The sequence below is a fragment of the Microcystis sp. M20BS1 genome, assembly GCF_020245305.1.
Taxonomy (GTDB): domain Bacteria; phylum Cyanobacteriota; class Cyanobacteriia; order Cyanobacteriales; family Microcystaceae; genus Microcystis; species Microcystis ichthyoblabe_A.
In genome coordinates, this window is sequence record NZ_JADBUZ010000128.1 from 1 (window position 1) to 13029 (window position 13029).

At 41.9% G+C, this 13029-nt stretch carries 13 protein-coding genes, 1 tRNA gene and 2 pseudogenes; 7 read left to right on the plus strand and 9 right to left on the minus strand.

The window, feature by feature from the left end:
* The 3 genes and pseudogenes from IM507_RS13505 to IM507_RS13515 all read right to left on the minus strand — a co-directional run.
* Positions 1-331: pseudogene (locus IM507_RS13505) on the minus strand (pentapeptide repeat-containing protein); the annotation flags it as partial.
* Between the two features lie 89 nt (positions 332-420).
* The gene (locus IM507_RS13510) at positions 421-654 is read right to left on the minus strand and encodes a hypothetical protein (RefSeq protein WP_287637176.1); all 234 of its coding nucleotides are present in this window, start codon (positions 652-654) and stop codon (positions 421-423) included.
* Positions 655-680: 26 nt separating this feature from the next.
* Entirely contained in the window at positions 681-1220 is a 540-nt protein-coding gene (locus IM507_RS13515; protein ID WP_287637178.1) for a hypothetical protein, read from the minus strand.
* A gap of 324 nt (positions 1221-1544) precedes the next feature.
* Here IM507_RS13515 and IM507_RS13520 point away from each other — a divergent pair, with 324 nt between their 5' ends.
* From IM507_RS13520 to IM507_RS13545, 6 genes are all read left to right on the plus strand, one after another.
* Entirely contained in the window at positions 1545-2012 is a 468-nt protein-coding gene (locus IM507_RS13520) for a hypothetical protein (protein WP_287637179.1), read from the plus strand.
* Between the two features lie 1123 nt (positions 2013-3135).
* On the plus strand, positions 3136-3888 hold the full coding sequence (locus IM507_RS13525) for a LamG-like jellyroll fold domain-containing protein (protein ID WP_287637180.1): 753 nt from the start codon (positions 3136-3138) through the stop codon (positions 3886-3888).
* 7 nt (positions 3889-3895) lie between these two features.
* Positions 3896-4384, plus strand: coding sequence for a hypothetical protein (locus tag IM507_RS13530; RefSeq protein ID WP_287637181.1), 489 nt, complete (start codon positions 3896-3898; stop codon positions 4382-4384).
* A gap of 420 nt (positions 4385-4804) precedes the next feature.
* Positions 4805-4999 carry a hypothetical protein gene (locus IM507_RS13535; RefSeq protein WP_287637182.1) on the plus strand — a complete coding sequence of 65 codons (195 nt, stop codon included), beginning with the start codon at positions 4805-4807 and terminating at the stop codon, positions 4997-4999.
* Between the two features lie 106 nt (positions 5000-5105).
* On the plus strand, positions 5106-5348 hold the full coding sequence (locus IM507_RS13540; protein ID WP_287637183.1) for a hypothetical protein: 243 nt from the start codon (positions 5106-5108) through the stop codon (positions 5346-5348).
* A gap of 105 nt (positions 5349-5453) precedes the next feature.
* Positions 5454-6392, plus strand: a complete 939-nt coding sequence (locus tag IM507_RS13545) for a PDDEXK family nuclease (RefSeq protein ID WP_287637184.1) — start codon at positions 5454-5456, stop codon at positions 6390-6392.
* A gap of 479 nt (positions 6393-6871) precedes the next feature.
* Here IM507_RS13545 and IM507_RS13550 read toward each other — a convergent pair.
* From IM507_RS13550 to IM507_RS13560, 3 genes and pseudogenes are all read right to left on the minus strand, one after another.
* Positions 6872-6944: transfer RNA gene (locus tag IM507_RS13550), tRNA-Met, on the minus strand.
* 1449 nt (positions 6945-8393) lie between these two features.
* Positions 8394-9566, minus strand: coding sequence for an RNA-guided endonuclease InsQ/TnpB family protein (locus IM507_RS13555; protein ID WP_287637185.1), 1173 nt, complete (start codon positions 9564-9566; stop codon positions 8394-8396).
* A gap of 29 nt (positions 9567-9595) precedes the next feature.
* Positions 9596-9733: pseudogene (locus IM507_RS13560) on the minus strand (MerR family DNA-binding transcriptional regulator); the annotation flags it as partial.
* A gap of 1212 nt (positions 9734-10945) precedes the next feature.
* On the opposite strand from IM507_RS13560, the gene IM507_RS23540 reads away from it, so the two are divergent.
* On the plus strand, positions 10946-11320 hold the full coding sequence (locus tag IM507_RS23540) for an HNH endonuclease (RefSeq protein WP_353847874.1): 375 nt from the start codon (positions 10946-10948) through the stop codon (positions 11318-11320).
* Positions 11321-11635: 315 nt separating this feature from the next.
* Here IM507_RS23540 and IM507_RS13565 read toward each other — a convergent pair whose 3' ends face one another.
* From IM507_RS13565 to IM507_RS13575, 3 genes are all read right to left on the minus strand, one after another.
* Positions 11636-12046: a hypothetical protein gene (locus IM507_RS13565; RefSeq protein WP_287637188.1), complete on the minus strand. Its 411-nt coding sequence runs from the start codon at positions 12044-12046 to the stop codon at positions 11636-11638.
* Between the two features lie 95 nt (positions 12047-12141).
* A complete protein-coding gene (locus IM507_RS13570; RefSeq protein WP_287637189.1) occupies positions 12142-12576 on the minus strand; it encodes a hypothetical protein in 435 nt (144 codons plus the stop codon).
* 97 nt (positions 12577-12673) lie between these two features.
* A partial coding sequence (locus IM507_RS13575; RefSeq protein WP_287637190.1) for a hypothetical protein occupies positions 12674-13029 on the minus strand: 356 nt, incomplete at its 5' end.

A 13029-nucleotide genomic window follows, 5' to 3' on the forward strand; every position in this document is an offset into this window, starting at 1 on the left:
ACTCAGGTCCGCCCCACTCAGGATAGCCCCACTCAGATTAGCCCAACTCAGATCAGCCTTAATCAGGATAGCCCCACTCAGGTCCGCTTCACTCAGAATAGCGTCACTTAGTTTAGCTTCTCTCAGGTCCGCCCCACTCAGGTCCGCCCCACTCAGGTCCGCCCCACTCAGGATAGCCCCACTCAGATCAGCCTTAATCAGGTCAACCTTAATTAGGTCAGCCCCACTTAAATCAACTTGTTGTAGAGTTGTCTTATCAATTGTTCCTTCTCGAATTGCCTTAATTAATTCAGCTTTTTCAATCTTTTGCATCTGTAGTGAACTCGACTTTAACTCTTGCATTTGTAGTGAACTCTGCTGCGGTTTAATGTTCATTGGTTTACTCCTGATTAATTACAAGAACTGATTGTTAATTTTGCATTAATCCAATTTAGACAACAAAGCTAAAATTGTATTTAATGCAGTACCTTCTGGTGTATATCTTGCTACAGATGATATGGTTAATAGCTCTTCAAGCATCTGACCAAAAAATTCTAATTGCTCTTCTTTATCAGAAAAAGGAAAAACTAAATTACCGACTGTATCTGTTAACTTATTTGACATCAGTGGAATCTGATGTTCTGTGCGTGCGTGATAGTAAATTTTTTGGCTCATTGATTTTTTCCAACTCATTAGGGTGATTACAAAAAATCGTAAACAAAATAATTGACAACCTTGACCGCTTCTTTGATCTTTGGAATAAAATCAATGTCTAAACTAATAAAGATAAAAGGGTTTTCTGTTTTCCTTGTATTTTCTAGTTTATGGTAGTATGAAATATCTAACAGCAAAATATCCCCTGCTTTTAATATTAGCCTTTGAGTGTTTTTTCTGCGAACTAACAGATTATCTATTCGCTCATCCATACTCCTAAAAGTGGTGTCGCAATCTGTTTTTAAAAGTTTTTCTATTTTTTTATTATTTACTGATGATGCGTAAAGTTCATAATTGGCGCTTTCGACGACTAAAATAATTGAGTATTTTTTATCTTTATAAATGTCGTCGACGTGCCATTCTACTCCCAGAGTAGCCCATAAAGTATAAGAGTAATCGTACTCATTATAGAGAGGGTTTACATAATTATGTTTTGTAGGAAACTTATCAGTAAAACAAGAATCGGTTGCTATTTTGTTTAGCTTCTCTAGATTGTGATATTTACCCAGTTTATGCAAAGGTTTCATTTTTTTGTTTGATTAAGGATTACTAACTGATAACTGGTAATTGATTACCTACCAAATAAGAAAATGCGGAATAATTCTTCTTCAAGCATTAATTCCGTTTTAGAAGGGTCGGCTATATCAAATTACCTCTTGTGTGTTTGTTTACTTGATCCTGTCTTACGATATTCTCCCAGAAATATCAACTATTTGAGAGAATTATCTAATAATTAACTTCTTGGGTGAACCCTCTCTCGCCTCATAACCCACACATAGTTTTAGTTAGTGCGTGCCTGCCTAATACCTGCCTAATCCTGTATGTGTAAATTATAATCAACGATGTCTCTCATGAGCCCACCAATTACTTTAGTAATCCCGGATTCGGGTCAGACCAGTCTAATAATAACGGATACGCCCAGCGACCTCATCGCCGTAGGTGGAGGTAATCTATCAGAGGCTGCTAGTGCTATTGGTATACGCGACAAGATAGGTAGTCTTCAGGGAGAACAGCGTCTAAGTGCGTTAGTGCTTAAGGATGTTCCTCCTGGATTTCCTGGCCCGCCTGGTCCGCCTCTATTAATTAAAGGTAATCTTAATTCTATAGGCGATTTGCCTACTAACCCCTCTATAGGACATGGTTATTTAATTCAAGGTATTCTTTACACTTGGTCGGGTATAGCGTGGATTAATGGCGGGCAACTACAGGGCCCTATTGGGCTATCCGCTTATCAAGTGGCTTTGGACAATGGTTTTATTGGCACGGAGCAAGAGTGGCTTGATAGCCTAAAGCCTCAATGGAGTGTTATTCACTGGTAAGAAAAAATGTCAAGTATTTTTAGGTCCTCTAAGCTGACTGCGGTCCCGTCTTTACCTTGCAATCCGAATGAAGTATTCATTATAGCCCCCCCTGGTACGACTGAGTACTTTGAAATATATGTCAGTAATAGCGCTGGTTCGAGCCTACGGAGACTCTTAACGAACGCTGACATTCAAGAACTGATTGATAGTTCTATTGCAGACATTGGGGGGGAGACGCTAGTTGTTGACAACATAGCAGCAAGAAATGCTCTAACACTTACAAAGAACACTCAGGTATTAGTCTTGGATGCTACTGGGGATAGCACTGTGGCATCGGGGGCGGCTACCTATATTTATCGAGTCTCCAACACTTCCTTTTATAAGATAAGCGAAGCAGAGTCGTTTGATGTTGTCTTGCAGTGGGCTAATATTCAAGGTAGGCCTGTCAGCTCTACCACGGCTATTGACACCGCAGTAACTAACAGTCACACTCACACCAATAAGTCTCAGCTCGATAAGATAGGGCAAAACACTGATGGATTCTTAACTTATAATAATGCCCTTCCTGTAATAGGTTGGGAGGAGGTTCAGTGGTAACAATTTTTCACCCTCAAAAAGTAACAGGAGGCCTGCCCGCTACTCTTACACCTAATGCTATCTACTTTGTCAGGGTAGGAGCTGGGTTTACGATTTACGCGTCAGACGCCACGGGAAGCGTAGCTTATCCTATAAATCAGGAGGGTGGGGGCGGCGGCTCTTCTACAGAAATTACCTCTCTGGCTACTTACGAGTACCTCCTAGCTATAGGATTAGGATAATAAATGGCACTAAATAACGCTACTTTTTCAGGACTGACGACATCCTTTCAGGATGTGTACGTCCCTCCTAGCGGTGTATCAGTCGTATCTATCTTCTCAGTTCTTTGTTGCAATAGGGCGTCGACGGCAACCGATTTAAACCTGGTTTTAACTAATAGCGAAAACGTGACTTTGTGCTTCATTAGCTTTACAATACCTATCCCAGTTGGTTCCAGTTTTGTTCCTATTTCTAGCCCTATTATCGTCAAGCCGAATCAGAAGTTAAGGGCTTCAGCTTCTGCCCCTAATGTAATAGATATGTTAATAGGTTGTACGGAGTTTTTATGACACGTGAAGGTGGCTTCATGGGCTCTCAACCCCTTTGGGATGGAGCCAATAGACCGGGGAATTGGAGTGTTCTTGACGTTTACAATCGACAAAGACGAAGCTTCTGGATTCGATCCAGTGATCCTTTTGTCAATAGTGTTGTTTGCGATCTTCGATTTGATGGCGCAAACAATGGAACCGTGTTTACTGACAGTGGTCCACTGTTACTACCAGTTTCGCGACTGGGAACCACGAATGTAATAACGAGTACCACTCGATCTAAATACGGGACTGCTTCCGGCTTGTTTCCTAATACAAACGGGTATTTAAGTGTCAATCATCCTAGTCTGGCATTGGGAACTGGGAATTTTACTATTGAGATGTGGTTATTTGCTGCCACATCTCGCGGGAATAATGGAATTTTATCACTTGGGACAAGTGATAGCACTTTTACTGTTATTTTACTTGCTTCTAATAATTTGTTAAGCGGGGTTGGTTATAGTAATGTAGTGGCACTTCCTATCGGTAGTTGGTTTCACATTGCTTACGTTCGTCAGGGCACCGGAACCAACCAATCAAGAGTATATTTAAATGGAGTCTTGATCAACCAATCTACTAATGCCTCTAATTATACTCAAACCTTTTATAATATTGGAATTTATTTCTCTACAAATTTTTGCTGGGGCGCCAATATCGACAATTTTAGAGTGACTAAGGCTGTCCGGTACCTAACAAATTTCAATCCCGAAACTGACACTTATATGAGCTAATTGAACTATGACTATTCTGTATTCCTTAAGAGGGCAATACCCTCAACAACTCCCAGATAGAATTCTTCTCAGTGATGGGTTCTCCCGTACTGGGGGAAATTACACCGCTGAAGAGATAGCCGATGCCGGCTATTTTGAAATCGAAGAACCGGATTATGACCCAACTACTCATCAATTAAACTGGAACGGATTGGAATTTAGTTTAGAATTAATTCCCCCTTCTACTCCTACTCCTGATTGGGTAGAATTTGCCCGGCTAATATTAGTAGATGCCGAGTTCAACCAATTCTATCAGCAATTGCTTCCTTTAAATCCATTACTTGCAGGCTCTCTGCAAGTAGCTCTATCTCAAGCAAGTCTGGGACGGGCAGAATCTTTTGCAATGGTTTGGGGTCTGGCCACTCCTAACATTGCGCCGGAGCATAAAAGTCAATGGGCTGGGTATGCTCAGATCTGTAACCTACCTAGTCACTTTATTGATATTCTAATCTCTTGAGAGAGTGGCAAAATCTTGCCACTGATTAATTGACTTAGCGTATAGTTCCTCTCTTGAGTATCAGCAAATTATTCTAGAGAGGGATTATATTATTTATTTTTTCGAGTATTGACAAAATCTTTAAGAGCTTTAATAAACCCATCAAAAAAACTAATTGTATAAACCATAATAAAAGCAACAATTAGTACAAGTATTGTGAATACTACAATAGATAAAATAACATTAAGAATGATATTCATAATTAATAAGCGCAACTAGAGTGGTTATTTTTAAAGTTGTCTTTTCTTTTAAAAGAACAGTACATTTGTATGGCGCTGTCTTGATTTTCTTTAGTTTGTAGTAAAGAAAATAATAGATGCTCACTATTGTACTTAAAACTAATTTAAGTTTGATATAATACAGTAAAGCCAAGAGGTAATTATGTCGCTAAAAGCTTATGTTGTTTCTGACTCTAATGACAGTGTCGTAGTCACCAATATGACTGAATTGGAGGCTAAAGACGCTAAAATTAAGGCTTTAGAAGATAAAGTGTATGAGTTAAAGACTCATATTGAATCATTATATAGCGCGCTTGATAAAGCAGAAAGAAAAGCGTATACTGGATTAGGAGACTAGTGACACATTGATATTAACGGTAATATATTAATAGCATACAAGCTAGCTTGTATGCTATTATAATTATTTGTAGATTATTAATTGATTTAATCTTTGGAGATTATTTGTGCTCAGAGAAAAACTTGCAGAATATGCCCATGAGGCTTGGTCGAGGTGGATGCGTTATCTCTTTTCAAAATCTACAGTAAATGATGACGGTTCTGTAACGATACCTGCATCACTGGTAAAGAGGTGGGCTAGACAGATGAATACTGATTACCCCATGCTTCCAGACAGCGAGCAGCAGAGTGATATTCTAGAAGCAGATAAAATGCTTAGTATAATGAATGCCAATCATACAGCCGCATAGAAAGATTGTATAGTAACTATTTGTTTAATTAATAGCACACAAGTCAATTTGTGTGCTATTAATAGTTGTGTGTTATTATTAGAATAATTACTTTAGGATTCAAATATGCCAGCTGCACTGCCAGATTTATCTACGGCCATACTTAAAGAGTACCCTAATTGCGCGGGCCCCATACTAGACCAATTAGTTCATTGGGTTGATGAATACCAACTCACCTGGGTACCTGATAGAGACGGTAAAGATGCTTACTTCTTAATGTCTGAAATAGCACAAAGACTCAAGATGTCATTTAGCAATGTCAAAAACTTATTTAACCCTATTGTGCGTACCTGGGCAGATAGACCTGGCCTACCTAAACCGCGTTTGATTAAACTAGATGCCTCAGCTATTAAACCATTTCAGAGAGCACTATGTACTTATTACGATGTCAATTACTATAATAATCACTTATGGGTATGTAATTGGACAGCGGCTTATGGGCGTATAGCCCTCCATAATAATATTAGGTTGGGCCCCGCTCTCTCTCGTGTAGAGGGAACTAAGACAGCACCTGCACCACGAGCTACATCTATACGTAACGTAGAGACGGGCCCCACCTATAACTCTGAGCTTGAGTTACAGATGGATCTAGTATTATTAGCTAGTTATACTACTAACCCCTTCACTAGGGAGTTAACAGTAATTAACACACTAGAGAGTCGGGCCCGCACTCGCCGCTTTGACTTATGCCGTTCTAGTAATGGTAAGACACAGGTCATAGAGATTAAGATTAACCCTATTGACGTAGAGGACGTAGTATCTACTATAGCTGATAAGGGTTATATAGAACTAGCCAATAATTATTTTGATACACCAATTGAGTTCATATTCGTGGGGCCCAGCATTACCCCTCAAGCACAACGTTTATTGCACGAGCCTGTTTCATTTATGACTGTACAAGGGTTGCGCGATATGTTATTCCAGGAAGCATTAGATAACACTCCTCCTGAAGGCCACTGGTATATACATAAGTGCAAGGAGATGCTACCTCGCTTATGGAGCTGATTAGCTATTGATATACCTCCCTGTTAGCGGGGAGGTAATCGATAATAGATGTAGTCCATTAGAGCTGTATGTAGATGAGAGTGAGGCGGGCCCCTCGTTATATATTACACTACGCTGATTACGCTACGCTGATTAACGTAGTAGTTTATCTGTATATGTTGTTGGCACTATTAGTGTTGTGGGGCCATTGGTAAACGTTAACTTATGTACTTTAATGTCAAATCCATTATCGTGTTCTGTATATTGTAGCTCTAGACCTTTAAACAGGTATCTCATCAGCCGAACACTGCGGGCCTCATTATTGGGCCACATTACCATATCAATCTCTACACTGATGATATGCTTCACAAAGCACGCATACCTCTTAATGATGATCTGCTCGTCTGGTGATGGATATAAGACGTAAGAGGTTAATACTTTCATAGCTCTTCTTAGTATTATGGTATTTCTAATAGGGGGGGGGCCCTTATATTACTGAATGCAGGATAGCGGAATCGAACCGCTCTAAGCCGTCTTATGAGGACGGTGCCTCCACCTATCGGCCAATCCTGCTTGTTGGGGCGGGGGCCCCTCTATATAACTAGTCTCTATAAAGAGAAGAGTATGTCTTTGAATCTAAGCTTAGTGTTAACTCTTTCACGTCTTGCTTCAGTTGCTTAATTTCTAGCTGTAGCTCCTCTACTCTCTGCTTTAATGCAGTATTCTCTGCTAATAGTTGTTCTTGTGTCATGATGTCCTGATGTCCTGTTTGTTACTTTATACCTTTTCTGAGTAGTTTCTCTGCATTCCTGTCCCACGCTGCCACATAGAAACGATGTAGCAGTCTGTGAAGCAGAATTACAAAGAAGACTAGTCCACCAATCTGCGAAAGCAATAAAATCACTATCTTCCTCCTAAGCTTAATTCTTGATAGAGTTTACCGTATGCAGGGTAGTAGAGTCGGCCGCCTGTCTTATTAGGGATTATACCGACTCTACTCTTATTATAGCGCGGGCCTCGTCTTATACACTACAAGTATTAAGTCTACAGCGTTATAGCCTAGATGTAAAGTAGTGTAATACTCTACTACATGTATCGCTGGTGGGCCCCCCATTAGACATGATTGATAACCATATCACCGCTATAGCGCATATTAACGCGACAAGGCCCCACTTATCGCGGGGCCCTACTCTAGGAATCAGATACATCAGGAATACTATGTACACGGTAAAGACCGCATTTAATGCTAATACTGTTATTGACATACCTGTATATCCTTAATAATTAAGTGGCTACACACTCTACTACATGTATCGCTGGCGGGCTCTACAGCAGATATGATTGATATCATTATATACATTAGAATCACTATGAACACGGTAAGGGTCACATATAAAGCTAATACTGTTTTTGACATGCCTATATCTCCTTAATAATTGAGTGGCTACTCACTCTTGTCTATCTCTTTGCCTAGGTTTCGCTCGCATTTGATAGCTTAATATTTGTTTAAATATAGCTAAAATACGGCGATATTTGCCGTATTTTCAACGCTGTATTAAAACCCCAATTATTATTGTTTGAATTGTTACATATTCTAACTGTATGTTATGGGCATATTTATCTGAGGTGAGAGAAGCTGTGGAATATTTGATTGATAAGTACAACTTATTGATATACAATATTATACTCTATACTAAATGACGTTAGCATAGACTACAATCAATAGTTAATAGGTTTGTCCCAGGGGGTGGAATGGTACTTTGATAGTGACTCATAGGTTTAACTTATATAACGTTGTGGGTTTTGCTCTAACGCTGTATGCAGAATAGCGGAATCGAATCACTTTGAGCAGTCTTATGAGGTTTCAATCCCTAGTAGGGTTTAAGATTAATTCGAACCGCCCAGTGGTAAAGGCCATACGCTATGGAGTTTTCAAGGTTCATTTGCGCCGCACCCGCAATAAACCAATTATACAGCAATTGACCCACTGTTTCAAGACCGTTCTATTAAACCTACTCAAATCTACTCATGAGCAAATTTGACGTTAACTTCCTGCTTCACTGTAGTAGTGTCGGCACTATCTACTCCACAAGCTGACACGGTGGAACTCACCGCCAAAGAAGCTAGATTCAGACTAGCGTTCAAGTCTCGACCGCAAACTACATGGCATTGCTCACACTCAAAAACTCTTTCAGTTAAAGATAGAGACTCTTTTTTGTACCCACAATTGGAACAGGTTTTACTGCTAGGAAACCACCTATCGGCTATGATTAATTCCGAACCATACAACTGAGTTTTATAATCAAGTTGTCTTCGGAACTCGTAAAACCCCATATCCTGAACGGCTTTAGCTAATTTGTGATTAGCCATCATTCCAGACACATTTAAATCCTCAATTACTATCTGGCCGTGGTTCTTGGCTAAATAAGTGGTGAGTTTATGTAACGTATCTTTACGGATATTAGCTATTTTAAAATGAAGTTTAGCTATTTGCCGTTGGGCTTTATTCCAATTATTTGAACCTTTTACCTTATGTCGGTTCAAGTATTGAAGTCTAGCTAATTGTTTTTCGTATTTACGATAACTTTTAGAGCCTTCAAACGTCTCCCCTGTCGATAAAGTAGCCAAAGATTTAATTCCCAGATCACAACCAACTACATCATGAGTTTTATTGGTTGTTTGCTGTTCAACTTCCATCTTAAAACTAATAAACCACCTATTAGCTTTTTTACTAATAGTAACAGATTTTGGCTGGTATCCATCAGGTAGCCGCTCGTAAGTTTTTAACCAACCAATCACAGGAACTTTTATCTTTTGATGGGCAATTTTAATGCTCCCATCTAAAGTGAAACTATCCTGTTTACCTTTCTTCTTGAAATTTGGTGGTTTAGCTATCTTCTTGAAGCATCTTTTCCAAGCATCGGATAAAGCTCTTAACGCCCATTGGGGAGCGCATTTAGACACTTGATAATACCAATCATGCTCTGATTTTACCAATGCTACCAACCATTTGTGAAGGTCAATAGCCGTAGGAAACTTGATTTTTTCATCAGGGTTAGCTCGATTATGGTCTAAAATTTGCTTGGTTAAAGCCAAACCCCAATTCCAAGCATGACGTGCGGTTCCTGCGTGTTGGGCTAATAATGAGCGTTGTTGATTATTTAGTTTTAACTCAGTCTTGAATCCTAGTAGCAACGTCTCTTAACTCCTCTACGATTTTTCTATAACTGAGAAATTGTATAACGACGATGCCCATTAGCAGTCCGTTCTGGAATTAGTTTACCTTCAGACTCCCAACGCCTTAACGTCGATACGCTTACACCTTTCAATTTAGCGGCTTCCGATATGGTTAACTTACTCATAGAACTATTATAGCACAAGTCATGAGTAATTTTGGATAATATTAGTTAGGTTTTTGGCTTCTGTATTTAAATCGCGGGCCCTTAGTATATGACAGTAGCTGAGCTGAGCTACACCCTTAGCAGTAGGGCCCACCATCGTGACAGTATGGCCTCAATGCTGAACTACACCGGCCGCGTACCGTCATACCGCCCACGTCAGCTCAGCGCGGGCCTTATGTTAGTTGACTGTATCCTCAATATTGGGGTTGACACCGCTGTAGCGGCGTGGTATAATGGATGTATTGGATTATAGAGGTGCGGCTGCTAGACTATTTAGGCCCATCTTGCTAGCATATCCACAAAATTAGCCTTAATAATCACCCCCCTTCACAGAGATGCGGCCGGCGCCCAGATAGCACCACCTATGGCCATCGAGGGTTGTACTAGGTAACGGTAATTACCTCCTAGAGCCCGGGCCTTCCTCGTTAATTAGTACATCGGCATTATTGCCACGATGATAATTTCGATGTATAATATGTATATGCTAGTGCTCACTGAATATCTAGCCAGTGAGCATGATCTAGACCTACTGAATATCTGGCCAGTAGGTTGAACCTATCCCTAGATTGTGACCCCGGCCTCCGATGGAGGGGGGGACCCGCGATCAACGGATAATCAATGCTCTATAGATTGCGTCTCGGCCTCCGATGGAGGGGGGATATGCATCTGTAGGGCATTTTCATTTACTTATCTCTGGGGCCCCCTTGCCCCCTTCCCCGGCCTCCGATGGAGGGGGGGATCGAGGAGGGGCCGGCCGCAGGGATAAGTAAATGCCGGGAGCCCATCTCGTGGGGGCTGCCCGGCATAATGACACATAGAAACCTCTTTATTATAGCACATGATTATAGCACATGGAGGCACATGGAACCAAAATCAAGTAGCGGATTCGAACCTCGCCCATCTTATCACGCTATGCATATTATGCTAGGTGGGGCCCGCCGTTATCTCGCGGCTGCCACTATTCATACCAATGCCAGTGGCTACCAGTACGTTCTCGCTAGGGAGAATAAGCGCCTATTCGACTATCTCGAGCAGTGTCGCTTCTTCGCGTTCCACTGCACTAACGTCCGTAAGGAGTTGGTATATGTTCACCAGATAGTTCTCTACACTGATAGGCGGCCCGCTGCTGGTTGGAGACGGGAACGCCGCGGTGAGGTCTGCCGCGCGGGCCTCATGGAAGTACATCACCTGGATGGTGATACCTCTAACAATGACTATAGTAATCTCTGGTACGTGAGCCCCATTGAGAATAAGCTCCTGGCCCACGCTACTCAGAATCCTGAGGTTATCGCTGACCCCTCTCAGTGGGTAGTGCACTACGGTACCGATAGTGGTGATATACGCCCCCTCGCTCAGTTCATCTGCCTGCTTGAGCGCACACTACAGTGCACTATGACGCGATTGGGCCTCGATTGGGCTCAGGAGAAGGTGCAGCGCTGGTGGCGGGGCCTACCTACTGATGCAGCTCGCCATCTCATGGCTGGCCTTAGATCTACTATCGATCCCCTACTTGATATCTTCAGGAGGGAGCAGGCTGCTTACGTGTGACGCTGTTGCTATGAGGCTGTACTCACAATTACGACGGGCCCCTCTACCTCTCGGCTCTATCCCTTATAGGGGCTGTTTACTTATAAGGAGCGGGGCTGTTCGGCGGTAGCTGTTGTCTTATTATTACCTATTAAATCATCACATAAGTGCTGGCAATCATATATCACGTACTGACTGACGGCAAACGCGCTGTCTGCTACCATTATGTACCCGTCCTCGCTATCCTTCTTAATTAGACCGCTCTTCAGTAACTCCTCTGCCTCCTCTATAGTAATGGGGGCCAGGTACCTACCATCCTTTGCTCGTATTGTGTATTTAGTTTGCATATGATTTGTTTAGTCTAGTACTGCTTGCCCGCGCGGCTCTCTCTCTAGCCACATTTATTGTCTTATTGTCTAGTCCTCTGTAAAACTCGTGGTCTCCTAGGGCCATGAAGTAGCCCATCGCCTCTATTAACTCGGGCCTCTCTCGGAAGTATTCTACTCTTCCTCCTCCCTCTAGATACCTCTTCAGTAATATCGCGATCTGCACCTCCTCATCATTGGCCTCTATCCATAGGCTCTTGAACGCTGTTGTACATATATTAATATCGTGCCCCATCTCTCGGGCCTTCGTTAATGTGTATCTCTCTAGTAAGGCGTATCGCATTAGAATGGGGAGATGGGCGGGGCTATACTCCTCTAACCATTCTGCTATTACCTCTAGTGCTGTGTTTAATTTACTCAATGTATTACGCGCCCTCTGGTATGAGTTGCCGCTAGTAGCCGCGGGCCGTGTAATTTATAGCTAGGCTACTCTAGCTCTCTATTAACACTGGTGAGTTACATGGTCACCTTTTGGAAGAGCACATTTATATCTCCCTTGTGAATGAGGGTGTCATCACTACTACAGGCCTCATAATAAACGGAGTCAATGTCGTCCTCCATGATTATGATATTATCCTCAGCCGTGGGTTCTTTGATTTTACATTCAATCACCATCGTGATGAATGGGTTATCATCTCCATACATCTTGTAGCCATCGGCTATGCTCTTGGCTATATAATTGCTATGCGGGAACACTAGGTTCACAGTCATACCAATGGCCAGCTCACTGATATCGATAGAACGGCCGTTTGCTAACTCCAAGCAATAGTCTTGTGCTCCAACGCAAGTTCCAGTTAACACGGCGTTGCCACTGCGGTTAGTCGTAAATGTAACTTGTTTGGTTTCACTCGAACGGGTTAATTTGATTCTTAGTTTCATTCTTGGTTTCATGGCAGTCCTACTTAATTATTTGATGGGGTGACCCTCTACCTAGTAGAGGGTCCTTCTTCCCCGTGGCGGGCCGTGTAATTTATACTCTAGCTCTCTATTAGAGTCTCTCTTGGAGAGTTACCTTACGGCTGAACCAGTTGGGAGCACCTGAAGTAGGAGCACTTGCTTCACGCGCTGCTCCACTTGCCCCCTTAGTTTTTGTTTCCTTATTGAAGAGCATATCTAACTCGCGCTCATTCACGAAAGTATCGTCATTCCATGCTTCATAGTCAATTGACGCAATGTCGTCCCCCATGATGATTATATTGCCCCCGGCTGCGGGCTTCTTAGTTTGACATTCAATCACCATCGTGATGAATGGACTGCCATTTCCATGGATACGGTAACCAACAGCTACGTGCTCGGCTATAGTATCAGTATCTTGTGGTCTGATTACTAGATTAACAGTCAGCC

Coding starts and splice junctions, on each gene's coding strand:
- IM507_RS13510 (WP_287637176.1), bottom strand. CDS start 654: ATGAGCCAAAAAATTTACTATCACGCACGCACAGAACATCAGATTCCA.
- IM507_RS13515 (WP_287637178.1), bottom strand. CDS start 1,220: ATGAAACCTTTGCATAAACTGGGTAAATATCACAATCTAGAGAAGCTA.
- IM507_RS13520 (WP_287637179.1), top strand. CDS start 1,545: ATGAGCCCACCAATTACTTTAGTAATCCCGGATTCGGGTCAGACCAGT.
- IM507_RS13525 (WP_287637180.1), top strand. CDS start 3,136: ATGACACGTGAAGGTGGCTTCATGGGCTCTCAACCCCTTTGGGATGGA.
- IM507_RS13530 (WP_287637181.1), top strand. CDS start 3,896: ATGACTATTCTGTATTCCTTAAGAGGGCAATACCCTCAACAACTCCCA.
- IM507_RS13535 (WP_287637182.1), top strand. CDS start 4,805: ATGTCGCTAAAAGCTTATGTTGTTTCTGACTCTAATGACAGTGTCGTA.
- IM507_RS13545 (WP_287637184.1), top strand. CDS start 5,454: ATGCCAGCTGCACTGCCAGATTTATCTACGGCCATACTTAAAGAGTAC.
- IM507_RS23540 (WP_353847874.1), top strand. CDS start 10,946: ATGGAAGTACATCACCTGGATGGTGATACCTCTAACAATGACTATAGT.
- IM507_RS13570 (WP_287637189.1), bottom strand. CDS start 12,576: ATGAAACCAAGAATGAAACTAAGAATCAAATTAACCCGTTCGAGTGAA.